This is a genomic window from Candidatus Equadaptatus faecalis, from assembly GCA_018065065.1.
Classification (GTDB): domain Bacteria; phylum Synergistota; class Synergistia; order Synergistales; family Synergistaceae; genus Equadaptatus; species Equadaptatus faecalis.
Window position 1 is genome coordinate 1 of sequence record JAGHTZ010000023.1, and the last position, 25,705, is coordinate 25,705.

At 40.3% G+C, this 25,705-nt stretch carries 25 protein-coding genes; all 25 read left to right on the plus strand.

The annotated features are described in order from the left end of the window. Positions 1-186: 186 nt before the first annotated feature. The 25 genes from KBS54_01600 (at position 187) to KBS54_01720 (ending at position 25,705) form a co-directional block, all read left to right on the plus strand. On the plus strand, positions 187-669 hold the full coding sequence (locus KBS54_01600) for a hypothetical protein (protein ID MBQ0054825.1): 483 nt from the start codon (positions 187-189) through the stop codon (positions 667-669). Between the two features lie 383 nt (positions 670-1,052). Continuing rightward, a complete protein-coding gene (locus tag KBS54_01605; GenBank protein MBQ0054826.1) occupies positions 1,053-3,017 on the plus strand; it encodes a polysaccharide biosynthesis protein in 1,965 nt (654 codons plus the stop codon). Positions 3,018-3,101: 84 nt separating this feature from the next. Next, a complete protein-coding gene (locus KBS54_01610; GenBank protein ID MBQ0054827.1) occupies positions 3,102-4,349 on the plus strand; it encodes a DegT/DnrJ/EryC1/StrS family aminotransferase in 1,248 nt (415 codons plus the stop codon). Positions 4,350-4,456: 107 nt separating this feature from the next. Further along, positions 4,457-5,482 (plus strand): ATP-binding protein, encoded by a 1,026-nt coding sequence (locus KBS54_01615; protein ID MBQ0054828.1) that lies wholly within the window; start codon positions 4,457-4,459, stop codon positions 5,480-5,482. Further along, a complete protein-coding gene (locus tag KBS54_01620; GenBank protein ID MBQ0054829.1) occupies positions 5,479-5,982 on the plus strand; it encodes a hypothetical protein in 504 nt (167 codons plus the stop codon). The genes KBS54_01615 and KBS54_01620 overlap by 4 nt, the downstream gene beginning before the upstream one ends. A gap of 60 nt (positions 5,983-6,042) precedes the next feature. Continuing rightward, positions 6,043-7,425, plus strand: coding sequence for a hypothetical protein (locus tag KBS54_01625; GenBank protein ID MBQ0054830.1), 1,383 nt, complete (start codon positions 6,043-6,045; stop codon positions 7,423-7,425). A gap of 404 nt (positions 7,426-7,829) precedes the next feature. Then, positions 7,830-9,458, plus strand: coding sequence for an AAA family ATPase (locus KBS54_01630; GenBank protein ID MBQ0054831.1), 1,629 nt, complete (start codon positions 7,830-7,832; stop codon positions 9,456-9,458). Beyond that, the gene (locus KBS54_01635) at positions 9,455-10,363 is read left to right on the plus strand and encodes a DNA adenine methylase (protein MBQ0054832.1); all 909 of its coding nucleotides are present in this window, start codon (positions 9,455-9,457) and stop codon (positions 10,361-10,363) included. The genes KBS54_01630 and KBS54_01635 overlap by 4 nt, the downstream gene beginning before the upstream one ends. Positions 10,364-10,401: 38 nt before the next feature. Beyond that, positions 10,402-11,259, plus strand: coding sequence for an RES family NAD+ phosphorylase (locus KBS54_01640; protein ID MBQ0054833.1), 858 nt, complete (start codon positions 10,402-10,404; stop codon positions 11,257-11,259). Between the two features lie 64 nt (positions 11,260-11,323). Beyond that, a complete protein-coding gene (locus KBS54_01645) occupies positions 11,324-12,037 on the plus strand; it encodes a sugar transferase (GenBank protein MBQ0054834.1) in 714 nt (237 codons plus the stop codon). Between the two features lies 1 nt (position 12,038). Further along, positions 12,039-12,827, plus strand: coding sequence for a glycosyltransferase family 2 protein (locus tag KBS54_01650; GenBank protein ID MBQ0054835.1), 789 nt, complete (start codon positions 12,039-12,041; stop codon positions 12,825-12,827). A gap of 17 nt (positions 12,828-12,844) precedes the next feature. Next, positions 12,845-14,167, plus strand: coding sequence for a nucleotide sugar dehydrogenase (locus tag KBS54_01655; protein ID MBQ0054836.1), 1,323 nt, complete (start codon positions 12,845-12,847; stop codon positions 14,165-14,167). Positions 14,168-14,186: 19 nt separating this feature from the next. Further along, on the plus strand, positions 14,187-15,269 hold the full coding sequence (gene wecB / locus KBS54_01660) for a UDP-N-acetylglucosamine 2-epimerase (non-hydrolyzing) (GenBank protein ID MBQ0054837.1): 1,083 nt from the start codon (positions 14,187-14,189) through the stop codon (positions 15,267-15,269). 4 nt (positions 15,270-15,273) lie between these two features. After that, positions 15,274-16,407: a DegT/DnrJ/EryC1/StrS family aminotransferase gene (locus tag KBS54_01665; GenBank protein ID MBQ0054838.1), complete on the plus strand. Its 1,134-nt coding sequence runs from the start codon at positions 15,274-15,276 to the stop codon at positions 16,405-16,407. A gap of 18 nt (positions 16,408-16,425) precedes the next feature. After that, complete coding sequence (locus KBS54_01670) at positions 16,426-16,974, plus strand: N-acetyltransferase (GenBank protein MBQ0054839.1); 549 nt, start codon at positions 16,426-16,428, stop codon at positions 16,972-16,974. 58 nt (positions 16,975-17,032) lie between these two features. Then, a complete protein-coding gene (locus KBS54_01675) occupies positions 17,033-17,926 on the plus strand; it encodes a hypothetical protein (protein ID MBQ0054840.1) in 894 nt (297 codons plus the stop codon). A 72-nt stretch (positions 17,927-17,998) separates the two neighbouring features. Beyond that, a complete protein-coding gene (locus tag KBS54_01680; protein ID MBQ0054841.1) occupies positions 17,999-18,625 on the plus strand; it encodes a hypothetical protein in 627 nt (208 codons plus the stop codon). A gap of 38 nt (positions 18,626-18,663) precedes the next feature. Continuing rightward, positions 18,664-19,740, plus strand: coding sequence for a hypothetical protein (locus tag KBS54_01685; protein MBQ0054842.1), 1,077 nt, complete (start codon positions 18,664-18,666; stop codon positions 19,738-19,740). Positions 19,741-19,754: 14 nt separating this feature from the next. Continuing rightward, positions 19,755-20,081, plus strand: a complete 327-nt coding sequence (locus KBS54_01690) for an STAS-like domain-containing protein (protein ID MBQ0054843.1) — start codon at positions 19,755-19,757, stop codon at positions 20,079-20,081. Then, on the plus strand, positions 20,065-20,625 hold the full coding sequence (locus tag KBS54_01695; GenBank protein ID MBQ0054844.1) for a hypothetical protein: 561 nt from the start codon (positions 20,065-20,067) through the stop codon (positions 20,623-20,625). Before KBS54_01690 ends, KBS54_01695 begins: the two co-directional genes overlap by 17 nt. Positions 20,626-20,661: 36 nt before the next feature. Beyond that, on the plus strand, positions 20,662-21,735 hold the full coding sequence (locus tag KBS54_01700) for a Gfo/Idh/MocA family oxidoreductase (GenBank protein ID MBQ0054845.1): 1,074 nt from the start codon (positions 20,662-20,664) through the stop codon (positions 21,733-21,735). A 104-nt stretch (positions 21,736-21,839) separates the two neighbouring features. Continuing rightward, complete coding sequence (locus KBS54_01705; GenBank protein ID MBQ0054846.1) at positions 21,840-22,850, plus strand: glycosyltransferase; 1,011 nt, start codon at positions 21,840-21,842, stop codon at positions 22,848-22,850. Between the two features lie 4 nt (positions 22,851-22,854). Further along, positions 22,855-23,154 carry a hypothetical protein gene (locus KBS54_01710; protein ID MBQ0054847.1) on the plus strand — a complete coding sequence of 100 codons (300 nt, stop codon included), beginning with the start codon at positions 22,855-22,857 and terminating at the stop codon, positions 23,152-23,154. After that, positions 23,141-24,514 carry a hypothetical protein gene (locus KBS54_01715; protein MBQ0054848.1) on the plus strand — a complete coding sequence of 458 codons (1,374 nt, stop codon included), beginning with the start codon at positions 23,141-23,143 and terminating at the stop codon, positions 24,512-24,514. Before KBS54_01710 ends, KBS54_01715 begins: the two co-directional genes overlap by 14 nt. Before the next feature lie 9 nt (positions 24,515-24,523). Continuing rightward, on the plus strand, positions 24,524-25,705 hold the full coding sequence (locus KBS54_01720) for a TDP-N-acetylfucosamine:lipid II N-acetylfucosaminyltransferase (protein ID MBQ0054849.1): 1,182 nt from the start codon (positions 24,524-24,526) through the stop codon (positions 25,703-25,705).

A 25,705-nucleotide genomic window follows, 5' to 3' on the forward strand; every position in this document is an offset into this window, starting at 1 on the left:
AGCAAGATTGACAATGAAGTGATTTTAGATATAATCAACATGTAAATATTGTTCGCCACCGAGGGCGGCTTATAAGTACTTGGATTTCCCGTATTGTTCGCCACCGAGGGCGACTAAGAAGTTCTTGGACAGTAAATGCCCCGCTTTTGCGGGGCATCGTTTGGAAGTGATGATATGCGAAACAGTATGTTTTTTGTCATACCGGGGTATGTATACGATATTAAAGATGAGTTTTTTGACAAATTCTCTAATTTCGGCTTAATGCGAAACCATGACAACAGTAATTTTCGCCCGCATTTTTATTGCTTTAAGGATGAAAAAACAGGGCTTCTTTGGATGGTTCCGTTGAGTTCCAATGTTGAAAAATACAGAACAATTCTTAACGAAAAGCTGAGACAGTACAGGTATTATGACGGCATAGTTATAGCAGACGTTTTTGGTACACAGTCAGTATTCTTGGTACAAGATATGTTCCCCATAACGGAAGAATATGTTTTGTGCGTGCATAAGAAAGGCGAAGCGCCTGTGCATATTAAAGAAGCACAACAAAAAGTAATCACCAAGAAGGTTAAAAAAATCCTTGCCTTATGGCGTATAAAAGGTATTAAAAATACTTTAACGGATATTGAAGCACTTGAAAAGAAACTTTTAGCAGAAAATAAACAGTAGTCTGTATGTCATTTGTACATATTTTTACTTAAGGCAGTACGGAATTTCAGCGTTGTACACAGGCCGTGATTTTTCAAAATCCTGCAATCCGCAAACAATTCTGCGACACAATTTTAGAAAATTTGTAATTTTGTGTCGCAGAATTGTTTATATTTACAAACCAAGCAAGGACTTGCAAATATTTTATTCCGAAGACCTCCGGCTAATCCGCGATGCAATCGTATTGTAGCCGAAAATAACAGGCAGTCAAGGTAAGTGCATACCAAAAATTTCAAAAATCAGCCTGTTCCGGAAAAATTCTGCCCAAAACATTTGTGCACAACGCCGCGTAATGTAGTATAATAGACACGCGAGAGGATATTTTTCAAAGGACGGCGGGGCAGATGATAAATCTGACAGAGCGTACGCGTGCGGGTTACGTTTTTCGTGCCTGCCTGATAATGTTCGGTGACATACTTTCTGTCGCCGTGTCTTTTATGTTCGGTCTTTGGATACGCTATGACTTTATGGCGGACAAAATTCCGCACGGCTACCTTGAAGCGGTAACGTACTTCATAATATACGCCTGCATCATTGTAGTGCTTGTCTACCGTGCATTCCGCCTGTATCAGTCAATATGGCGCTACGCCTCGGTGACGGAGGCATACCGCATAGTGCTTGCCTACATGGTGCTTGCGCTGCTCTTTCTGCTCGGCAACAAGGTCGAACAGCTGCGTATCCCGCGTTCAAGCCTGTTTGTAGCCTACATACTCTGCGGCATATTCTGCGTGATGATACGCTTCGGCTACCGCTTCATGCGCTACGTTCTGCGCAGCGAAGCGCACGAAGCGCCGTATCAGACAATGATAATCGGCGGCGGCCAGGCAGCTCGCGAAATAATAAAAGACATTCTGCTCGCGCGGCGCGCGGAATACAAGCTTAAAGTCATCATAGACGACAACCCGTACAAAATAGGGCGCTACCTTGAAGGAATAAAAATCGCCGGAAGCCGCAGGGACATTCCGCGCCTTGTCAAAGCTTATCACATAAACACCATCATCTACGCGATATCCGACGCGACGCCGCAGGACAAAAGCGAAATACTCAACATCTGCAAAGAAACAGGCTGCAAAATACAGGTAGTCCCAAGCCTGTTCAGACTTTATACCGGCGAACTCAGCGTCACCAAACTGCGCGAGGTGCGGATAGAAGACCTGCTCGGCAGGGATGAAATTCAGGTTGACAACGAGGAAATACTTCAGGAATTCTCAGGAAAAACCGTACTCGTCACCGGAGGCGGAGGCAGCATAGGCAGCGAACTGTGCCGCCAGATAGCGAAAACAAACCCGAAGCTTCTCATAATATTCGACATATACGAAAACGGCGCCTATGACGTGCAGCAGGAGCTGAAAATCGCAAATCCCGGGCTTAACGTCAAGGTTCTCATAGGCTCCGTCCGCGACGAAAAGAGAATAAACACCGTCATGCAGCAGTACAGGCCTGACGTCGTCTTCCACGCCGCGGCGCACAAGCACGTGCCTCTCATGGAGGACAGCCCGTGCGAAGCTGTAAAAAACAACGTCCTCGGCACCTACAAAACGGCAAAAGCGGCAATAAACGCCGGGGTAAAACGCTTCCTCCTCATCTCCACAGACAAAGCGGTCAACCCGACGAATGTCATGGGAGCAAGCAAAAGACTCTGCGAAATGATTATACAGTCATTTGCGAAGAAAAATTTGGCAGACAGCAGACAGCAGACAGCAGACAGCGCGGGCGAAGCGAGCAATACAGCCGACAGCGTGCAGCCTGCAGCTTACAGCGACAGTACCGCCGCAGGCGGTACTGTATTCTCCGCCGTTCGCTTTGGCAACGTGCTTGGCAGCAACGGAAGCGTAATACCGCTCTTTAAGAGACAGATAGCCGAAGGGGGACCTGTTACCGTAACGGACAAGAACATCATCCGCTACTTCATGACCATACCGGAAGCAGTGTCACTCATACTTCAGGCTTCGCACTACGCCGAAGGCGGGGAAATATTTGTCCTTGACATGGGAAAACCGGTGCGCATCGACGACATGGCGCGTGACCTCATAAAGCTCTCCGGCTACACGCCCGACAAAGACATAAAAATCGTCTACACAGGGCTCCGCCCGGGCGAAAAACTCTTCGAAGAACTTCTCATGAGCGAAGAAGGAATGCGCAAAACGCGCAACAACCTCATCTACGTCGGCAAACCGATACAATTTGACGAAGCAAAACTCGAAGCGCAGATTGCCGAACTTGATGCCGCAAGCGCCAACGAAAGCGAAAGAATAAAACAGGCAGTCGCGGAAGTAGTTGATACGTATAAAATCAGCAATAAGCAGTAAGCTATAAGCTGCAAGCGAAAAGCAAAGTGCAAAGTACAATTATTATTCATTCTGCATTATGCATTGATTTAAATTGAAGAGGGAATGAAAATGTTTAAGGGAACGAAAATTCAGCCGTTTGAAAAGAAAGTATGGCTCTCAAGCCCCACAATGCACGGGGAAGAGATTAAATACGTAACGGAAGCGTACGAAACAAACTGGATGTCAACGGTCGGCGAAAACATCAACGAGGTCGAGCGCCTTGCCTGCGAATACACAGGCGCAAAATACGCCGTAGGGCTTTCTGCGGGAACGGCAAGCCTTCACCTCTCAATGAGGCTTGCAGGGGAAAAAGCGTACGGCAAGCCTGCTGCCGGACACGGCGCGCTTGAAGGAAAACGCGTATTCTGCTCCGACATGACCTTTGCCGCAACGGTCAACCCCGTTGCTTACGAAGGCGGAATACCCGTGTTCATAGACACAGAGCGCGACTCATGGAACATGGATCCTCAGGCGCTTGAACGCGCGTTTGAAATATATCCGGAAGTAAAAATAGTTGTCATTGCGCATTTATACGGCACGCCGGGCAAAATAGGCGAACTGAAAAAAATAATCGATGCTCACGGCGCGATACTCGTTGAAGACGCTGCTGAATCTCTTGGTGCCACGTACAAAGGAAAACAGACCGGAACCTTCGGCGAATACAACACCATATCGTTCAACGGCAACAAAATCATAACAGGTTCTTCCGGCGGCTGCTTCCTGACGAACGACAAAGAAGCGGTGGACAAAGTCCGCAAATGGTCAACACAGGCGAGAGAAAACGCTCCGTGGTATCAGCACGAGGAGCTCGGCTGCAATTACAGAATGAGCAACGTTATAGCCGGAGTTGTGCGCGGACAATTCCCGCACCTTAACGAACACATAGCGCAGAAAAAGGCGATATACGAACGCTACAAGGAAGGGCTGAAAAATCTCCCTGTTGAAATGAACCCGGTACCTGAAAACTGTGTGCCGAACTACTGGCTTTCATGTCTGCTCATAAAGCCGGAAGCAATGTGCAGACAGACACGCGGGGAAACGGACGTATGCTTCGTGCCTGAAAGCGGAAAAAGCTGCCCGCATGAAATACTTGACGCAATCAGCGGCATAAACGCCGAAGGGCGTCCGATATGGAAACCCATGCACATGCAGCCTGTGTACAAAACACATCCGTTTGTCATGCGCAGCGGAGCAGCGGAAAGCGCAGGGGAAGACATATTCAGCCGCGGACTCTGCATGCCAAGCGACAACAAAATGACGGAAGAACAGCAGGAAAAAATCATTGAAGTAATCAAAAAATGTTTTGATTGACAAATTGAATGATAGCAGGTGTGTAATATTATACTGCATGAACGCGATAAAACTTGTTATAATAGTCTCGTGTTACAGATGATTCTTATCGACAGGAGTGAGACTGTATGTTTAAGAGCGTAAGCGTGAAAAATTTTGGAGCGTTAAAAGAGGTATCTTGGAGAAGATTAAGCAGCATAAATCTTGTTTTGGGAGAAAACGGTACAGGCAAGAGTTTTTTGCTGAAAGCTATGTATGTTGCTTTACGCACGTGTGAGGCATATAAACGCGGCAATGACAAAAGAGATTTTGGCGACATACTGTCAGATAAGTTGTATTGGACATTTCAGGCAGAGAAGATTGGGGATATAGCAACAAAGAGTAAAGATAAAAAAGACAGCCTGAATTTTTGCGCAGCGATAGACGAAAGTACAAAGTTATCATATTCTTTTGGCCGTGATACAGAAAAACAAATTAAAAACATTTCGGGCATTCCGTCTGTAAATAGATCTGCAGAATCGATTTTTCTCCCTGCAAAAGAAGTTGTTTCTTTACAAAAAGTCATAATAAAATCACGGGAACAGGACAGACTGTTCGGTTTTGACAACACCTATTATGATTTAGCCCGTGCTTTGAATAATCCGACGATGCGCGGGCGCTCGTCTGACAGAGTAGCAGATGCCAGGAGCCACCTTGAGGATATGCTTGGCGGCAGACTTGAAAAAGATGAGGATACACAGAGTTGGTATTTTAAGGATCAAAACGCCAAAAAGTTTTTAATCGGTGTTGTTGCCGAAGGAGTAAAAAAAGTTTCGATTTTAGATATATTGCTTGGTAACAGATATTTATCTCCTGAATCTGTCGTTTTTATAGACGAGCCAGAGTCAGCGTTGCACCCTGCGGCGATTTCAAAGTTTATGGATATAATTTACGAGTTGTCGCTCACCGGCATGCAGTTTATTATGGCAACACATTCCTATTTTGTCCTTAAAAAACTTTATCTGCTGGCGACAGAACATCAGTGCAGTATTCCGGTTCTTTCTTTAGGCAGAGAAAGACATGATACGTATGATTTGAAAGACAGTTTGCCGGATAATCCAATTGTAGCTGAGTCAATCAAATTGTACGAACAAGAGGTCGACCTTGTGCTATGAGAGGTGTGCGTACAATAGAAGAATCGGGAATGCATTTTATATGCCCTGAAAATGGTAGTTTCGAAATTGAAAAATATACACAAACGTCAAAAGTTCACCACGTGCGCTCGGTAGAATTTTTGTTGAAGCGCAATGGCGCAGTGTTGTTTATTGAAGCCAAAAGCAGTATTCCCGGAACAGACGGAGAAGGGTTTCAGGAATATATTGCTGCAGTGACAGAAAAATTTATACATTCCCTTGGAATGTACGTTGCTGTATTGTTGAAGAGAAGAAAAGTTACAGGAGAATGGGAATTACCGGATAGTTTAAAGCAAGTTGATTTAAGCACTGTTCAGTGCAAATTTGTCCTTGTTGTGAATGGCGCCAGTCCTAATATATTGTTAAATGTTGAAGATGCTCTTCGGACATCAATGTATCCTGTACAGCAAATTGCAAAGTTTGAAAGCCATCCGATAGCAATAGATGACGTGAAAGCAAGGCAGAAAGGTTTGATTGTATAATATAAGCGAGTGTCTGCATATACAGATACAAAAATATGACGATGAGAAGTGAAATGAAGAATGTCTATAAATGAATTAAAACCAACCACGGAGAATATCGCGGAGTGCTTTGTAAAAGATATAGTTAGAAGACAGGAAGCAGTCCTTGGTTTTGTTGATGTGTTGGATGCTACGTCAAAGCACTCAATTGCAGTAGACGGACGATGGGGAAGCGGCAAAACCTTCTTTGTTAAGCAGACGAAATTGTTGCTTGACATTTGCAACAAACAGGTAAGCAAAGTTGAGTTGTCGGAAAATATCTTGTTTGACCTTAATGGAGTAATATATAAGCATTGCCACCCCAATCCAGGTATAGTTGACGCAGAATGGAAGCCAATGTTTTCAGTATATTACGACGCTTGGACAAATGATAACGATATAGATCCTCTGATATCAATAATTTATTGCATAGCAAAAGGCATCAATGAAGAAAACTGTCTGAAAACAACTCAGGTTAATTATCTCAGATCTGCTGCCGATATAATTAAATGCGTTCAAGGGTGGAGTGTCGGTGAACTGCTCAATGTTTTTAATACAGAAGACCCCTTGTCTGCAATAAAAAGTCAAAAAAGTTTAGAGGAACGAATTAATGAATTTTTGGGAATAATTACAAATGAACGGGGCGAGAAGATAGTTATATTTATAGATGAACTGGACAGATGTAAACCAAGTTTTGCCGTGAAACTGCTTGAAAGAGTGAAACACTATTTTGATAATGAAAGAGTAATTTTTGTTTTTTCCACAAATCTTGAGCAACTTCAGCATACAGTCAAAAAATTCTACGGCATTGATTTTGATGCAACTCGCTATTTAAACAGATTTTTTGATTATGTTTTTGAATTGCCGGAAGCAGATATGGAAAACTATCTTTATACACTGCAAAGAGAAGTAAAGTATGATTATGATTTTATCGGCAGTGAGATAATGAAGATGTATAATTTGACATTGAGAGATGTTGCTCAATATTACAGAATGTTAAAATTTGCTTTTGATCCTGCTCAATTAAAAACGGGATTAAAACCGTGGGCAGAAAAGAAAACTGTGCGTATGGCTGTTTCGGTCTTTTTGCCGATATTGTTTGTTCTGCGTATGACGGATAATAGTGCATATAATGACTTTATAAACGGCAAATCTGCGGAGTATTTTGAAAAGCTTATCTGCTCTAAAAAACTTAAATCACGTGCGCGTACAATATTTTGTGCAGGCAGTATGGGAAATGACAGCGATGAGGATTTAAAAAATATTGTTCGTGATGTGTATTCGGCAGTGTTTATTGAGAGATATGAAGATATAAAAGAACAGTATCTGACTAACTCTTTTGTGTTTACGCAAAATACAAAAGAATGTATATTTGATATTATCTCAGGACTGTCTCTTGATAAGAATATTGCGTTATTGGAATAGAGCGTTCAAGCAAAGAGCCGCGTAGCAAACGAAATTTAATGTTATACAGGAAAAAAGAACATAAATGTTGTCGCGCGTAAGTTTTTATTTACGATACAATGGTTTTAATGCTATCATGGTATTGTGTTTGGGCATGGCTTTTTGTGTTACATGTCAGAAAAAGCGCAAATGCTCTGCCTGCTGTCAAACGACAAAATGACAGCGGAATAGTAGGAGAAGATTATTGAAAAAATCTTTAAAAAATAATAACCTTGGATAATAGATATACGGGACAATACTTTGAACTGTACGACGTAACAGATTTGTAAATGATAGAAGCTACCTATTTGCTGAGTACGTTGTGGGATAAAAATGTTAATTGAATCTGTGGTCGTTAAAATAAGTAGGAGTGGAGGTCTGTTACTATGGGAATAATAAAAGTAACTGAAATGCAGATTAATGAATTTAGAATTTTTAGAGATGTAAATATAAAGTTTGGTAAGATGATAACGGCAATTGCAGGTAGCAACGGAACTGGAAAGTCTACGTTGCTAGCGTTGTTGGGTAACACGATGGAGTATAGACGGACTTCTTCAAAAACAACATATTTCAAACCTAAGCGTTATAGAACAGAGTTTAGTGAAATTATCCATGGTTCCTTAACTTATGACAAACACGGTAGTAATTTGTTAAAAGTCAGTTTTGACGATGGCGACTATAGGATTTGTAGAACCACGTGGCAAACTGATAAGGAAGCTCCTGGCGGTAAGCGTTTTAGAGTTATACCAGAAGTAAAGATTAATACTGAGACAGGGGCTAAAAAAAGCTCAAAGAAGAAAGAGATTCCTGTTGTATATTTAGGACTCTCAAGACTATATCCTATAGGAGAATCTCAAAAAGTTACGCCACATAGTATTACTTTGTCAGATATTGACCAAGAGGGTATCGAATGGATAAAGTCGAAAGCCAAAGATATACTGTACATGTTCAATAACGATAACATAAATGGGGTTACTAAAATAGACCTTGGTGATGTTGAGCATAAGACAGGAATTGGATTTAACACGGAAAATTATGACTATATTACTAATTCAGCTGGGCAGGATAATGTTGGACAGATCCTTTCCGCTCTATGGAAGTTTAAGGCGCTACGAGATGAGCTGATGGAAGAATACCACGGCGGGGTTTTGCTGATAGATGAGATAGATGCAACATTACACCCTGCATCGCAGAAAAAATTGTTAAGTGTGTTGATAGATGCCGCAAGGCACTTTGAGATACAAGTTATTTTTACTGTGCATAGTCTTTCGGTAATAGAAGATTTGATTGAAAAATCACAACATGTCAATGATAACATAGTGTTAAATTATCTGACAAACGCTAATGGAATGTTTGAAGTTTTCTTACAACCAACAATATCTCAGATAAAAAATGAACTTAATGCATCAATTACTCCATATGGACGTCAAATTAAATTATATACTGAGGATGCTGAAGCAAGATGGATGTTGAAAAAACTCTTATCTAAATTTGGGACGGAGTATACAAGTAGCGTTCGCATAGTTGACGATATGTGTTGCGGCAATACATTCCTCATATCGCTATATAAAGTTGATAAACCAGTATTTTCAGATGTTATTACAGTTTTGGATGGAGATAGTGTAGATGATTTGCGTAAAGCAGGGATAGATAACGATAACCCTCATTTTATGGTCTTGCCTATCGAAGGTAAGAGTCCTGAGAGTGTGTTGTTAGATTTTTTGATTGACGAACTTGAGCCCGAGTCAGATTTCTTTGCACAAAGTTGTGTAAGAGAAACTGGTTTTATAAAACAGAATCTTCGTGCTATAAGAGATGACTTAGAAAGAGGTATTTATCCTAAGAGGGATATACTAAAAAAGTGGTTTAACAATACGAAGTCGATAATGGAAGATAGCCATCTATTCGATTTTTGGTATGAGGCACATCAAAACGATGTTGTTAGATTCAAAGAAAAATTCACAAAATGTTTTAATATGTTGGCAAAAAATCTTAGAGTTAGAGTGATAAAGTGATGCACTATACGCCGCTGCGCTATCCCGGAGGAAAAGCAAAATTATACAAATTCTTCTGTGGACTAATTGAAAATAATTTTACTGATGCACCAAACTATGCAGAGCCTTATGCTGGTGGTGCAGGTTTGGCGTTGGCGTTACTCATGACGGGAAAAGTCAAGAAGATATATATAAATGACATTGACAGAGCTATATATGCTTTTTGGTATACACTACTGAATGAAACGGACAGGCTTATTGATAAAATAAAGACAGTAAATGTATCTCTTGAAGAATGGGACAAGCAACACCTTATACAGGGAAATAAAGAAACTGCAGACATTTTCGATTTAGGTTTTTCAACATTTTTCCTAAATCGTACAAACAGGTCAGGTATCATAAAGGGTGGAATGATTGGTGGCAGAGGGCAAAATGGTGTGTGGAAATTGGACGCACGGTTTAACAAGACAAATTTAATAAGCCGTATCAAGGCTATTGCTGACTATAGGCTGTATATTAATATCAGTAACATAGATGCGTTGCAATTTTTGCGTAATATGGGCAATACTGGCACAATGAACACGTTATACTATTTAGACCCGCCATATATAAAGAAGGCCACTGGATTATATTCACACTCTTATGGTGATGCAGACCATATAAAAGTTGCAAAAACAGTAAAAACATTAGACGCTAAGTGGATTGTTTCTTATGATGCAGAGAATATTGTTGAGAAACTTTATTCAGGGTATCGCCAAATCACATATGACTTGGGGTATTCAGCAAGAACTGCGCGAACAGGAAGAGAATTTATGGCATTTTCAGTGGACTTGAAGATACCCGAAGAGATACAACAGGCAAAGAAAAATATCTCTATCCCTAATATGAGCAATATAATTTTCTGCAACTTAAATAATATGATATAAAGCGGGTTGAAATTTAAATTTAGTGAAGGTATGATAAGATGATACAAAAACTTGATTTGTTTGCAAAAATGTATGAAGAAGCAATTAATAAAGGAGATGTTAACATTGCCAGAATACACGAAGAATTGTTCAGTAGAGAACTCGAACATATTTTGTTAAATTACAACCCTAATGATATAGTTGAAAGTTTTATAGATATTATAAAACCTAAAACATTTCCTACTATTTCTGTTAAAAAAAATGAGATATTTTATCGTGCACGCAGGGGGCACGATACAGTAAGTGGCGCTATTGATGATTGTGATGGGACTTTTGTAATGCCACACCATGCGCACGATATTGAAAAAGTACCGCCTATGTTAGCACCAGGTGGGCGATTTAATAGGTCTGGTACATCCTTTTTATATATAGCATCTGATGTTCATACGGCTATAGCTGAAGTGCATGCACAGGTTGGCGAAATTTGTAGCATTGGAACATTTTGCTGTAAAAAAGATATAACACTTATTAATTTATCTGATAAAGCGAAATCACCCAAAATAAACTTGTGGTGTAATGTTATATTACAACCTATATATCCAGAGAAATTGCATATATATAAACTGACACAATTTGTTACAGATGTATTTGTCCAGTCCGGAATGAGAGGATTTTATTTTAACAGTGTACAGACAGATACTGGAAAGAATGTGGTTTGTTTTGCTAACGATGTTTTCGAGTTAGAAAAATACAGTGAAAAACTGTATTACATAAAAAAGGTTAGTTATGCTATTGAAGAATATAAAGATTGGACTGAAAAAATAGACGTGAAATTGCTTAATTCGTATAATAGTGAAGAAGATGAAGAAAGAGATAGAAAAATAGATTATTTAGCAACTTTGGTAAAAAACAAATGATATTGGCAGAAACGGAAGAACAGCAGAAAAAAATCATTGAAACTATAAAAGCCTGTTTTGAATAATGGAAAGAAAGATTACTTTTTACGAAAAATATGTGAAGCGGCCGATGGACTTCTGCCTTGCATTAGGTGCAATCATAGGCTTAAGCCCAGTTCTGCTTATCACCGCGTATCTGGTGAAAAAGAAACTCGGCTCTCCCGTATTGTTCAAACAGCCGAGACCGGGCAGAAACGAAAAAATATTCAACCTTTACAAATTCCGCACCATGACGGACGAACGCGATGAAAACGGCAATCTTCTGCCCGACGACGTCAGACTTACGGACTTTGGAAAAAAACTTCGCGCCACCTCGCTTGACGAGCTGCCGGAGCTTATAAACATACTAAAAGGCGACATGGCAGTTGTAGGTCCCCGTCCCCTGCTTGTCAGGGATATGCTCTTTATGACTGACGGACAGAGAAAACGTCACAGTGTGCGTCCGGGGCTTTCGGGGCTTGCGCAGGTAAACGGAAGAAACAACGTTACTTGGGAAGAAAAACTTGCATGGGACTTGAAATATCTTAAAGGCATCACCTTTTGCGGTGACTGGAAAATAATTGGCGTCACTTTCAAAAAGGCGTTTGCGAGAGAAGGCATAAACACGGACGGAATGGACACGGCGGAAGACCTTGGCGACTGCCTGCTTCGTGAGGGTAAAATTACGCAGCAGGAATACGATGAAAAAATGTCTGTTGCCAAAATGATGTTAATGCAATTTGAGAACGGGAGAGTTTAATTTGAAGGATCTCGTTTCCGTAATCATGCCGTCATACAATACGGCAGAATATATCGGAGAGTCTATAAAGTCAGTTTTTGCCCAGACGTATGAAAACTGGGAACTGATAATTGTTGACGATTGTTCGACAGACAGCACGGACGGAATTGTTGCCGGATTTAACAGCGACAAGATACGCTATTTTAAAAACGAAAAAAACAGCGGTGCGGCGGTTTCAAGAAACAAAGCCTTGCGTGAGGCAAAGGGGCGTTGGATTGCGTTTTTGGACAGCGATGACATTTGGGAGCCGCTGAAACTGGAAAAACAGATCAGGTTTATGGAAGAAAACGGATATGCCTGTTCGTTTACTGATTACCGGATATGCTTAAACGGAAAATGGATGCCATATATCAATACAGCCCCAAATATTGTTGGTAAGGTAAGATTGTATAACTATTGCTACTTTTCAACAATTACAGTTATGTATGACAGAGAAAAAATAGGGTTAATTCAAATAGCTGATTTACGTAAGAATAACGATTACGCCATGTGGCTGCAAATAGTCAGTAAATCCAAATTTTACAGATTACCTGAATGTTTGTCGTATTATATCAAACATAATGACTCTGTCTCAGGCGGAAGTAAATACAAGTTAATAAAATGGCATTACATATTGTTTAGAAAAGGCCTCAATAAAGGTAAAGTATGGTCTGCATTGCTTACTGTTAATAATTTATTTTGGGGTGTTATAAAAAAGATTACTTACAAACAAACCACGGAGAGTAAAATCCCAGAATTATTCAATAGATAGAAGGAGAGAAATATAACATGTCACTTTATCAGGATTTGCTGGACAGAAAAGAGAAATTGTCGCTTGTAGGGCTCGGCTATGTAGGTATGCCGATAGCGGTCGCGTTTGCGGAGAAGGTTGACGTAATAGGCTTTGACCTTAACGCAGCGAAGATTGACCTGTACAAACAGGGCTTTGACCCGACGAAAGAGGTTGGAGACGAGGCAATCAAAAAATGCAAGGTCGATTTCACGGCAGACGAAAAACGTCTCCGTGAAGCGAAGTTCCACATCGTTGCCGTCCCCACTCCCGTTGACGATGATCACAAGCCTGACCTTTCACCGGTTGAGGGCGCAAGCCACATTCTCGGAAGAAACCTTACAAAAGGCTCTATCGTTGTCTATGAGTCAACGGTTTATCCGGGAGCAACGGAAGAAATCTGCATACCTATTCTTGAACAGGAATCGGGGCTTAAATGCGGCGTTGATTTCAAAATAGGCTACTCCCCCGAAAGAATAAATCCGGGAGACCCTGTTCACCGCCTTAACAACATCAAAAAGGTTGTTTCCGGAATGGACGCGGAAAGCCTTGAAGAAATCAAGAACGTGTACGATTTGGTAATTGAAGTCGGGACTCATCCGGTTTCAAACATCAAAACGGCAGAGGCAATTAAGGTCGTCGAGAACTCACAGCGCGACATCAACATCGCGTTTATGAACGAAATGGCAATGATTTTCGACATCATGGGAATTGACACCAAAGAAGTGTACGATGGTATGAGAACGAAATGGAACGCGCTCGAATTTACGCCTGGTCTTGTTGGCGGCCACTGCATAGGCGTTGACCCGTATTACATCATTTACAAGGCGGAAAAAATGGGCTACCACAGCAAAGTCGTGCTTGCCGGACGTCAGATAAACGACAGCATGGGCGCTTTTGTCGCAGATTCCGCTCTCCGTCAGATGGCGAAGGTTGGAAAAACACCGAAAACGGCAAAAGTTGTCATTTTCGGTATGACGTTCAAGGGCGACTGCCCGGACATACGCAACAGCAAGGTTGAAGATATAATTAAACGGCTGAAAGAATGCGGCATAGAGCCTGAGGTTGTAGATCCGATTGCAAACGTTGAGGAAACGAAACGCGAATACGGCGTTGACCTCAAGCCGCTTTCGGAAATAAAAGATGCCGACTGCATTATCGTTGCCGTTTCGCACAGGCAGTTTGCGGAAATACCTGTTGAGCAGCTGAAAAGCTACTTTAAACCGGAACTGCCGGATAACGAGAAAATACTGCTTGACGTCCGCGGAATTTACGACGTAGATCAGCTCAGAAAATCAGGAATAACGTTCTGGAGACTGTAGAAGCATTAGGAGAATAAGTATGTTGAAAGTAGTTTCTTTAGTCGGTGCCCGTCCGCAGTTTATTAAAGAGGCCGTGCTGAACAAAGCCATACGCGAAAAAAACGCATGGCAGCATATTCTTGTACATTCAGGACAGCATTATGATTTCAATATGTCAGGCACATTCTTTGACGAGCTTGGAATACCAAAGCCTAATTATTATCTTGGCGTAGGCTCCGGAAGTCATGCAGTACAGACGGCAGACGCTTTAATCAAATTTGAGAACGTGCTGACAAAAGAGAAACCGGATCTTGTGCTTGTGTACGGAGACACAAATACTACCCTTGCAGGTGCTTTGGATGCGGCAAAGCTGCATATTCCTGTTGCCCACGTTGAGGCAGGTCCCCGTACGTACAACAAACTGTTTCCCGAAGAAGTGAACCGCGTACTTACCGACCATATATCGGATTATCTGTTTGCCTGCACTGAACTTAACGTTAAAAACCTTGAAAAAGAGGGAATTACAAACGGGGTGTACAATACGGGAGACGTAATGTACGATTTGTATCTTAAAGTGCAGCCAAAGCTTGACACAAAAGCAGAAATGTCAAAATATAGTCTTGCTGAAAACGGCTACGTGCTTGCTACAATTCACAGGGATTTCAATACTGATGATAAAGCACGTTTTGAGACTATATTAAAAGGCTTGAACACGATTGGAAGAACGCAGAATTTAAAAATTGTGTACCCTATGCATCCGCGGGCAAGGAAAATGGCGGAGCAGTTCGGTTTTGAGGAACTGCTGAAAGAATTAATCGTGACAGAGCCGCTTGGATATCTTGAACTGATGTCGCTTTTGCAGGGCGCAAAGTTTGCTGTTACCGACAGCGGAGGTTTTCAGCGTGAGACCTACTGGGCAAAGAAAAGGGCAATCCTTCTCATGCCGCAGGGCTGGGAAGAAATTACAAGCACCGGCTGGCATCTTCTTGAAAACGGTGTTGTGTCTCTTGATTGGGAAGCCAAAGCGGAAGAGCTTCAAAATGAAATTGAATATCCCTGTGATATTTTCGGTGACGGCAGTGCAGCCGAAAAAATCGCGGATATCATAGTGAAAGAGGTGTAAACTAATGCAGTTTCGTGATTTGAAAAGACAATACGCGGTATTGAAAAATGATATAGACGCAGGGATAAGCGAGGTAATAGAAAACACGTCGTTTATTTCCGGCAAAAAGGTAGCCGAGTTTGAAGAGCAGCTTGCGGCATACGCGGGAAGAAAATACTGTGTGGCGTGCGGAAACGGAACAGACGCTTTGACAATGGCTCTTATGGCGTTGAATATCGGCAAGGGTGACGCTGTTTTTGTCCCTGATTTCACTTTTTTTGCAACCGGCGAAGTCGCCTCGTTCCTCGGTGCAGTGCCTGTATTTGTTGACGTTGATCCCGTTACGTTCAATATGGACGCTGCAAGCCTTAAAAAGGCAGTAGAGGCGGTCGTTAAAGAGGGTAAACTGAAACCGAAGCTTGTTATCCCTGTTGATTTGTTCGGGCTTCCTGCCGATTTTTCTGCGCTTGAAGCAATCGCAAAGGAATACGGAATGTTTGTGCTTGAAGATGCCGCGCAGGGTTTCGGCGGAGAGCGCAGAGGCAAAAAAGCCTGCTCGTTCGGAGACATTTCCGCAACGTCGTTTTTCCCTGCGAAGCCTCTCGGCTGCTACGGAGACGGAGGCGCAGTGTTCACGGACAACGACGGGGTGAACGCGTATCTCCGCTCCATCGCCGTTCACGGCAAAGGCACAATGAAATACGACAACGTGAGAATAGGCTGGAACTCGCGCCTTGACACGATACAGGCTGCAATTCTTCTTCCTAAATTCAAGGCATTCGCTGATTACGAGCTGGACAAAGTCAATGAAGCGGCGAAGAAATATAACGAGCTTTTTGCAGGGCTTGAAAAATTTGTAACTGTGCCTGAAATACCGGAAGGATATCTTTCAAGCTGGGCGCAGTACACGGTTAAGGTCAAAAAACGCAGCGAGCTGCAGACGTTTCTCAAGGAAAAAGGCATACCGTCTATGGTATACTATCCGAAGCCGATGCACGAGCAGAAAGCCTTTGACGGACTTACTCAATATACTGACTGCCCGAATACGGAAAAGCTTTGCACGCAGGTTCTTTCCCTGCCTATGCACCCGTACTTTGAAGACGGCGAAATTGAGTTTGTTGTTAATGCATTAAAAGAATTTTACGAAGTACATCACTAAAACAAAGCGGTGATACAAATGGAAAACAAAGATTATTTCGTTCACGAGTCAAGCTACGTTGACGAAGACGTCATAATAGGAAAAGGCACGAAAATCTGGCACTTCTGCCACATTCAGAAAGGCGCGAGAATCGGTGAAAACTGCTCTTTTGGGCAGAACGTCAACGTTTCAAACAACGTGAAAATCGGAAACAGGGTAAAGGTTCAGAATAACGTTTCGCTTTACGAAGGGCTTGAGATAGAAGACGGTGTTTTCTGCGGCCCTTCCTGCGTTTTCACGAACGACCTTACGCCGCGTGCAGAATATCCGAAAGGACACGAAGGCTATAAAAAAACGCTCATAAAACGCGGCGCGACAATAGGCGCAAACGCGACAATAGTCTGCGGGCACACGCTCGGCGAATACTGCATGGTGGCGGCAGGGGCAGTCGTTACAAAAGACGTGCCCGCATATACGCTTGTCGCCGGCTGCCCTGCAAAAGCAATCGGCAAAGTTGACGAATACGGAAATATTACAATGAGAGTAAAACCCGAAAAAGTCAGTATTTCCAGAGAGAGAGAGAGTTAAAGAACCTCTTTAAAGGAAAGATTTTGCATTATGCGGCTGCCGAAAGGATGGCTGCATAATGAAGTACAACGTTGGAGAAATTTATCCGCAGTTTGATTTTGAAATTACCGGAGCGTCATATACAGGCTGCCCTGTCGATAACACAGTAATGTTTGTGTCAAAGAAAGTCGGGCATCTTGTAGAAAATCTCAAAGGACACAAAAACTGTCTTGTGTTTGCCGAAAACGGGATAGAAATTTCTGAAGAAATACGCAGAAACAACGGTTTTGTTTTCACGGATAACCCTTCACTGGAATATGCGAAGTTTGCAAACATTCTTGCGGAAAGAGAATTTGAAGCCGAGAGAGCAAAAAAATACGAACTTGTTAACGGTTATTACGTCGGCGAAAACGTTGAAATAGGCGAAAATGCATACATAGAGCCTGGATGCGTTATAGGTCACGGCGTTAAAATAGGAAACAGCGCGAGGATATTTGCAGGGGCAATTATCAAGAATGCTGTAATCGGGGATAATTTTTATTGCAACGAGAATGCCGTTATAGGTACGCAGAGTTTTACAATGGCAGATGACGAACAGGGAAATAAGTTACGTATTCCTGCTCTCGGCAAGGTGCTTATCGGCAATAACGTTGAAATCGGTGTCGGCGACAACATTTCGCGAGGAACCTGCGGAAACACTATTTTGGAAGATTTTGTCAAGCTTGACGTTCTTGTTCACGTCGGGCACGACGCGCATCTTCACAAAAACGTTGAAATAACGGCAGGCTGTATAATCGGAGGTTTTGCCGACCTTGCCGAAAAAGCCTATATGGGCATAAATTCGGCGGTGAAAAATCGTAAAAATGTTGGTAAAAATGCTATGGCATGGGTGCGGTTGTTATTCGTGACGTTGAGGACAATAAAACGGTTGTCGGCAACCCGGCGAAGGAACTTATCAAGAAATGACGAATGACTAGTTACGAGTGACTAATGAGGACGAAAAGTGTCACAAAACATTATGTGGTTAACGAGGAGAGGATTCATTTTGAACAAAAAACTTTACGATAACATATATATGATATTTGTGATATATGTTATAGCGTGCGTGAGTATTATTGCGTTTATTGTTTGGGGTTATGCGAATATTTATTATACACCTTGGGATACATATTTTCGAAGTAGTATAGGTGGGATATTAGGTGGTATAGGTGCATTACTTGCTGTCTATATTACGGTAAATAGTAATATCTATATACAAGAGCGAAATCGCAAAGAAGCAGATTTAAGGCTGAAAGAGGAAATTCAAAAAAGAGAATTGGGTGAAAAGAAAATATTAGTGGAAAAGCTTCGTAGAGATATATGTGAATATATTGTACACATAGCTGATTATCATTACGATCAAAACGTTGTTGAGAATATTCATAATATCAGTGATACTACAAGAAATAATAAACTTGTAGCAAATGCATTGTATTTTAGCTTATTAAGCACTTTTGATGATTTAGAAAATGCGGCAAATCTTGTAAGAATAATGAAAAAAATACACAATAATGCTGGACGAATGATAAATGGGGATATGAACTGGATTGATGCCGAGTCAATTAACTTTATGGAGGCGTTTGCAGATTTTTCGAAATGTTTTGTTGCAGATAATATAAAAACATGGAGTTGATATTATTAGTTTAAGAAACAAATGTATGGTTGCCTAATATGAGAAAAATTTATTGTACTGACAAATATAAAGCTTATCAAAAGAATCGACAAAAAGATGAGTTATTGTATAGCAGGAGAAAGCATATAGCTAATAATAAGTACAATCAGTATATTGAAAAGCAAAGATTAGCTGCAAAAATTAAATATAAAGCATCAAAAGTTAAATGTGATGATGAGAAACAAAACCGTGTTAAACTAGATGCACCCGCAAATTTTTCATTAAAGGAAAATACTGCGGAGGTCTTGTTGTTCCTTAGTGGTCTGATTCATTATATAAATACGCGGCAACCAATTTATCTTAACTTAAAAGACGTTAATAACGTAGCAGTGGATACCTTATTAGCCATAGTTGCAATTTTTGATGCCAGGAATATTAGAGATGTAAGAGGTAACTATCCGGATGACAGAAATGCATACAGGTTAATCAAGGATTATGGTTTTTTTGATGCAATACATGCAAAATCTATATTAGATGTACATTCTATGGATAGAAATATATTTTCAATTAAGTCTGGGACGAAGGCTGATTCAGGTATTGTAGATGAGATAGTGGATTTTGTTAATCTTGACAATATAACATACATGATTGTAAAAAAAATGATATATGCAACGCTATTGGAAATTATTGGTAATGCCAACGAGCATGCATATAGTAGTGGTAATATATTTGGTTTGAAAAAAAATTGGTATTTGTGTGTGCATAAAACAGATTCATCGATTTTATTTACTGTTTTGGATAATGGGTTTGGCATAGTTAGAACCATCAAAAGAAAAACATCCGAAAGGGCAAAAGAAATATTTAGCATTGTTAGATATTTTGACAAGATTCAAGATACTGATTTGCTCAAAGCAGCGTTTGTAGAGTCTGGTCGCAGTGAAAGTGGACATAGATACAGAGGCAAAGGACTCCCTACAATTTATAGGAGAAGTATTGTTAATGGTCAATTTACTGATTTTACGGTTATATCAAATAAGGCAATGTTAAACATTGCAATGGATGGAACAATTATTCCAACAAACTTGACTGAGAGTTTTAATGGGACATTATTCTCATGGAAAATAATACTAAATTGAAATAGGTGATAACAATGGTTGAAACAAAAATGATTAACATTGCTAAAGATTATACGGTAACACCTGGCTTTAGACTTAAATCACAGGGGGAGTACTCTGGAGAGGATTTCAGAATTAAGTTTTTGGAACCGATTTTTGAAAAAAATCCAGATTCTTTGGTAGTAGTGAATTTAGATGGAGTAAAAGGGTATGCGATATCATTTTTAGAAGAAGCATTTGGTGGCTTAGCTAGAAAATTTACTGAGATTGATTTTAATGAGCATATTAAAATAATATCTACTGAGGAACCGTATCTTGTTGATGATATCAGAGGATATATTCAAAATGCGAAAAATTGCTAAAACATACATACGCATAGGTTTACCTTTATTAACTATAACTATTTGTGCGGCTATATCATGGCGCAATTTGGAGGGATGTCGTTTTTGGGATATCACCTGTTCCACAATATTGAATATAATCTTTTTAGGTGGTTTTGTGGTATGGTTTACGCATATTAATAATATGTCTGTGCGTAGAATAGAGTTAATGTGTCAAAATATTGAACACCTTAAAACTAAGTATTTACAGATTCAGGACTTGATGTTAAAGGAAAGTTGCGATAGCAATATTAACAGAACAACAACACAAAATGCTGTATACTTATTAAAAAGTGCGTATATATATAAACAATGTCTTTTTGCGTTGATTAGCAAAGAATCAAGTAGTGATATTATTGTACAATATATGGACGATGTTGAGAAACATCATACAGGATTGAGAAATTACATTGACATATATGAGGACATTAAAGATGATAAACGGAGAGAAATTAATAACAAAATTGTTAAACATATTGTAAATATAATTAATGATGTTGATTTTATAAAGTTAAATATGTTCTAAAATACTTACGCATAATTTTTAAATGAGGTGTTTCAAATGAAATACGCATTAATCGGCTGCGGAAGAATAGCAAGAAATCATATCAAAGCGGCGGTGGAAAACGGACTGGAAATAGCTGCTGTCTGTGATGTTATTTCGGAGAAGATGGACGCAATTCTGGAAAACGCCGGACTTGATAAAAATTGCGCCAAGCATTATATAGACTATAAGCAGTTGATTGCCGAAAACGATATAGAGCTTGCAAGCATTGCAACAGAAAGCGGAATCCATGCTGAAATAGCAATCTACTGCATTGAGCACGGAATAAACCTGATTATAGAAAAACCGATGGCGATGAACGTGCGCGACGCGGACAAGATTATAGAACTTGCGGAAAAACATCACGTCAAGGTTTCAGCCTGCCATCAGAACCGTTTCAACGTGGCGATTCAAAAAACAAGAGCAGCTCTTGAAGCCGGACGCTTCGGAAGGTTGTCGCACGGCGGAATTTACGTCCGCTGGAACCGTGACGGCGGATATTACGACCAGGCAAAGTGGCGCGGAACATGGGCGCAGGACGGCGGCTGTCTTATGAACCAGTGCATACACGGCATTGATCTGCTTCGCTGGATGTTCGGCGACGAGGTTGTTTCCGTCTACGGTCAGACGCGTCAGCAGTTCCATGACTATCTTGAAGCGGAAGACATCGGAACAGCGGTTGTTACCTTCAAAAACGGTACAGTTGCCACAATAGAGGGAACTGTCAACGTTTATCCGAAAAACCTCGAAGAAACGCTATACATCTTCGGCGAAAAAGGTACTGTAAAAATCGGCGGCACTTCAACGAACAACATTGACGTTTGGGACTTTGCCGACGAAACGGAAGCGGACGCAGCCAACAAAGGGCTGAAAGAAGCAACGAGCAACGTGTACGGCAACGGACACATCTCGCTCTTTGCGGACGTCATCGACGCCATAAAAAACGACCGCAAGCCTTACGTTGACGCCGTTGCTGGACGCAACGCGCTTGAGGTGGTGCTTGCGATATACAAATCGCAGAAAACAGGTCAGCCTGTAAAATTCCCTGTTGATTTTGCAAGCACGGAAATGAAAACGGAGGATTTGAAATAGAAATGACTAAGGTCTGTCACGTTACGTCAGTGCATAATCGGTATGACCCGCGCATTTTCCATAAGGAGTGTACGTCGCTTGCAAATGCAGGATACGATGTCACATTGCTTGTTGCTGACGGAAAGGCTGACGAAACACGTAACGGAGTAAAGATAACTGCAATAGATTTCAAGCCGAAGAACCGCATTGACAGGATTTTACATTCCGGAGCCAAACTTCTTGACAAAGCTTTGGAAATAGACGCGGAAATATATCATCTTCATGACCCTGAATTGTTGCCTCTTGGTAAAAATTTGAAACGGCATGGCAAAAAAGTAATCTTTGACAGTCATGAGGATGTTGCCGGACAAATTCTTGGAAAAAAATGGATTCCAGCTGCGTTAAGAAAACCGCTGAGTGTAGTCTATTCTGTTTATTCCTCAGCACTGATGAAAAATTTTGATGCCCTAATTGGTGTTACGCCGTCATTGGTGGATAAATTGAAGGCAATTAACCCAATGACAGTTATGGTTACTAATTACCCGATTATTACAGAGAATATTGCTCAAAAAATATGTAAATGCGAAAAACCGACGTTTGTATTTGCAGGTGGTATATCCGAACAGTGGTGCCATGAAATGATTTTAAACGCACTGGAAAATATTGATGTAAAATATCTGCTGATGGGATTGGCGGAAGAATCATATCTGCAAAAACTAAAAACATATCCTGCATGGGACAGGACAGAATATCTTGGAAGTGTACCTCATGAAACTGTTAAAGAAAAGTTGCCTTGTTGTTACGCCGGATTTTCCGTATTGCTTCCTTCAGATAATACAGCCGGAAACACCGGAACGCTTGGCAACAATAAACTGTTTGAACAAATGCAGGCAGGACTTCCTGTAATTTGTACAGATTTTGTGTTGTGGAAACAGATTATTGATAAATATCATTGCGGCATAACAGTTACGCCAACTAATGTTGAAGAAATTGCGAATGCAATACGCCGGCTTCTTGACCATCCGGAAGAAGCAAAACAGATGGGAGAGAACGGGCGCAGGGCTGTAAAGGAAGAATTTAACTGGAATATTGAAGAAAAGAAACTGCTGAAACTGTATGAGGAAATTGCGGGGTAGAATAATGTTTGTTCTTATGGTTTCAAGAGGCTATCCAAGCGAAAAATATTCGCTGCACGGGATTTTTGAATTTGACCAGGCAAAGGCTTTGGCAAAAGTCGGCTGTAAGGTCATTTTTGCCTGTGTTGATTTGCGTTCGCTTCGCCGTTGGCGCAAATGGGGCTATGAACGGCTGATTAAAGTCGGCGTGGTAATTTATGCCATAAATATTTCTCTTATTCAGAATACCAAAACTATTGTGTCATTCTTTGGAAAATTTATGGCGCTAATTGTTATACAGAGGGAAAGACATGTTATATCATAAGTTTACTGATGACACAACTGCATTGAAAATAATACGGCTATTTGCAATAAAATATTTATACGTGTATCTTGCAATAGATATACTAGGTAAGTTGTGGTATTCGGGAACTTCCGGATATCAGATTGATTTTAATATTCACAAAGAGTATGTCGCGAGTGTAGTATTTTTTGTGTTGTCATGGTTGCATATTAGACTCAAAAGTCATAATAAGTTTACTGATACTGTTGTGCATATATTATTTTTGTTGTATTTTATCCCACTTAATAGTGCGTTTGCACTTAACAATTTAAGTTGGGAATTTTTTGTATATAGTTCAGTTTATTTGTTTTTGGTACAGTTTGTGGTTTGTATACCATTTTATAAGACTGCCTCATATAGTACAGAGCCAGAATTTAATTTTGCTGATGCGCAGAGACCAAATAAAAGAAAAAAATTACAACAGTTTTGCGTTTGTATGTGCATAGGATTTGTTTTTATTAAATTTATCTATAACGGTATGTCTTTTACAGTATCCTTATCGGATGTATATATCTTAAGAGAAGCGAATCACCAGCGTGTATTAGCGATGGCAGGAGGAATACTGCCATATATGATAACGGTGTGGCAAAATACCATAATATATGCGGTTTACTTTGGTATGTATTGTGCGTTGAAATACAAGAAAAAAGTAGCCTTGTTGGTCACGCTGTTATGCGTGCTTGCGATGTTTTCTATTGATGGCAGCAAGGCTGTCATATTTTTCGTCGTTGTTGTGTATTTTGTGTATTGGTGTGACAGAAATGGTATGTTAAATCGCTTTGATAAAATGGCAGATATTGGTTTATTGCTTTTTATGGTATTATGCTTGCTTATATATAAAGTGTGTGAAAATTTTTTGCCGTATATATACATTATCCGTCGAGAAATGTATATGCCTGCGTGGATTAATGGCATGTATTATGATTTTTTCTCAACAAATGCAAAATTATTATGGTCTGACCGCACTTTTTTGCTTCAGAGGTTAATAACATCTCCGTATAAAGAAAGTATTCTTGACATAATCAGCAGAGAATATTTTCATGGCGCAGTCCGAACTCCAAATACAGGAATGTTTGCTGATGCATATATGCAGTGTGGGGTACTGGGTGTATTAATATACCCTATTTTGTATCGTTTGATATTTAAATGGGCAGGAAAAATATTTAAAGAATATGGGAACGGAATTGAGGTGCTATTTGGTATTTTTTTAGCTATACAACTGACAAATATCCCATTACTGAATACTGGAATAATTTTAAGTCTCGTTTTTTTTGCATACGTTGCGCATATGTTACCTAACGTTGTCGTATGTAAGCATAAAGATAACAAGAAGAAAGGATAGCAAAAATACATGAAAGTAGTTCATATAATGCAAGACACGGCATTTACCAGAGATATCGTTAGTTTTTATGATGCTTTTTTTGATGTGTACGAACACGGTATTTTGTATTTAACGGAAAAAGGTTCTCCAAGTTTAATTGACAGCACTATACATATTGGACAACAGGAGATTTATGTAGAATCTAAGAAGTATATTAAAGTATTTAACCGTTCATTTCGGTTTCCTCCATCGATATATTGTGCCACACAGTTGGCAAAACTTATTATTAATCTTGATTGTGATTATATTGTTATGCATTCGTTGTTTTGTCCAAACCTTTTCACACAGTTTTTCCTGTCGCTAAATAAGGATTTTTTAAGAAAAATGGTATGGATTGCCTGGGGCGGAGATTTGGATACGTGGAAACCTTGCGGAATAAGAAGTATACTGATAAATGCCTTTAGACGTCTTCGCACGAAATGTAATACTGTTGTCTGTATTTTCCCTCCTGATTGTGACGTGTATAAGACAGCTTTTCCAAATTCACAGGCGCATGTTTTTTATGCACCGTATTGTGGGGCGGCTATACCTGAAGAGTATAAGTCCTATAGGTCGGTATCACGTTTGGAGCAAACAATTAAAGAAAAAGATTACGTGTTTGTGCAGATTGGGCATAGCGCAACACCGGAGCTTAAGCATATCGCAGTATTGGAAAAATTATCAAGATATAAGGAAGAAAATATCAAGTTGTTGATACCCCTTTCTTACGGTGATAAAGACTATGCAGACATGGTGGAAAAGAAAGCAAAAGAAATTTTTGGCAACAAAGCAGTGATACTAAAAGAGTTTATGCCTGCTCGCGAATATTTCGCTCTCACAAAACGTGTTGACATAGCAATATTTAATACATATCGTCAAATAGGATTAGGAAATATTAACAGGTTGTTGTTTAGAAATGTCAAAACTTATATGCCGGAAAATAGCGTAATGTATAATTATTTTACAGAAACCGGAGTGCCAGTTCAGAAATTATCGGATTTAGACAATATCAGTTTTGCGGAATTTTCAAAACCGGTTAAAACAAAGGACGAAGAAGCTTTTATGAAATATATTGATAGTCTTTCTGATAAAGAATTACACGTAAGGCTTTGGCAGAATGTGTATGATGATTTACGTAACAGATTGTCCGAAAATAAAAAGATAAAGGAATAA

Bases quoted from the DNA above. Each gene is read 5' to 3' on its own strand.
- KBS54_01600 (MBQ0054825.1), top strand. From the start codon at position 187: ATGTTTTTTGTCATACCGGGGTATGTATACGATATTAAAGATGAGTTT.
- KBS54_01605 (MBQ0054826.1), top strand. From the start codon at position 1,053: ATGATAAATCTGACAGAGCGTACGCGTGCGGGTTACGTTTTTCGTGCC.
- KBS54_01610 (MBQ0054827.1), top strand. From the start codon at position 3,102: ATGAAAATGTTTAAGGGAACGAAAATTCAGCCGTTTGAAAAGAAAGTA.
- KBS54_01615 (MBQ0054828.1), top strand. From the start codon at position 4,457: ATGTTTAAGAGCGTAAGCGTGAAAAATTTTGGAGCGTTAAAAGAGGTA.
- KBS54_01620 (MBQ0054829.1), top strand. From the start codon at position 5,479: ATGAGAGGTGTGCGTACAATAGAAGAATCGGGAATGCATTTTATATGC.
- KBS54_01625 (MBQ0054830.1), top strand. From the start codon at position 6,043: ATGTCTATAAATGAATTAAAACCAACCACGGAGAATATCGCGGAGTGC.
- KBS54_01630 (MBQ0054831.1), top strand. From the start codon at position 7,830: ATGGGAATAATAAAAGTAACTGAAATGCAGATTAATGAATTTAGAATT.
- KBS54_01640 (MBQ0054833.1), top strand. From the start codon at position 10,402: ATGATACAAAAACTTGATTTGTTTGCAAAAATGTATGAAGAAGCAATT.
- KBS54_01645 (MBQ0054834.1), top strand. From the start codon at position 11,324: ATGGAAAGAAAGATTACTTTTTACGAAAAATATGTGAAGCGGCCGATG.
- KBS54_01655 (MBQ0054836.1), top strand. From the start codon at position 12,845: ATGTCACTTTATCAGGATTTGCTGGACAGAAAAGAGAAATTGTCGCTT.
- wecB (MBQ0054837.1), top strand. From the start codon at position 14,187: ATGTTGAAAGTAGTTTCTTTAGTCGGTGCCCGTCCGCAGTTTATTAAA.
- KBS54_01665 (MBQ0054838.1), top strand. From the start codon at position 15,274: ATGCAGTTTCGTGATTTGAAAAGACAATACGCGGTATTGAAAAATGAT.
- KBS54_01670 (MBQ0054839.1), top strand. From the start codon at position 16,426: ATGGAAAACAAAGATTATTTCGTTCACGAGTCAAGCTACGTTGACGAA.
- KBS54_01675 (MBQ0054840.1), top strand. From the start codon at position 17,033: ATGAAGTACAACGTTGGAGAAATTTATCCGCAGTTTGATTTTGAAATT.
- KBS54_01685 (MBQ0054842.1), top strand. From the start codon at position 18,664: ATGAGAAAAATTTATTGTACTGACAAATATAAAGCTTATCAAAAGAAT.
- KBS54_01690 (MBQ0054843.1), top strand. From the start codon at position 19,755: ATGGTTGAAACAAAAATGATTAACATTGCTAAAGATTATACGGTAACA.
- KBS54_01695 (MBQ0054844.1), top strand. From the start codon at position 20,065: ATGCGAAAAATTGCTAAAACATACATACGCATAGGTTTACCTTTATTA.
- KBS54_01700 (MBQ0054845.1), top strand. From the start codon at position 20,662: ATGAAATACGCATTAATCGGCTGCGGAAGAATAGCAAGAAATCATATC.
- KBS54_01710 (MBQ0054847.1), top strand. From the start codon at position 22,855: ATGTTTGTTCTTATGGTTTCAAGAGGCTATCCAAGCGAAAAATATTCG.
- KBS54_01715 (MBQ0054848.1), top strand. From the start codon at position 23,141: ATGTTATATCATAAGTTTACTGATGACACAACTGCATTGAAAATAATA.
- KBS54_01720 (MBQ0054849.1), top strand. From the start codon at position 24,524: ATGAAAGTAGTTCATATAATGCAAGACACGGCATTTACCAGAGATATC.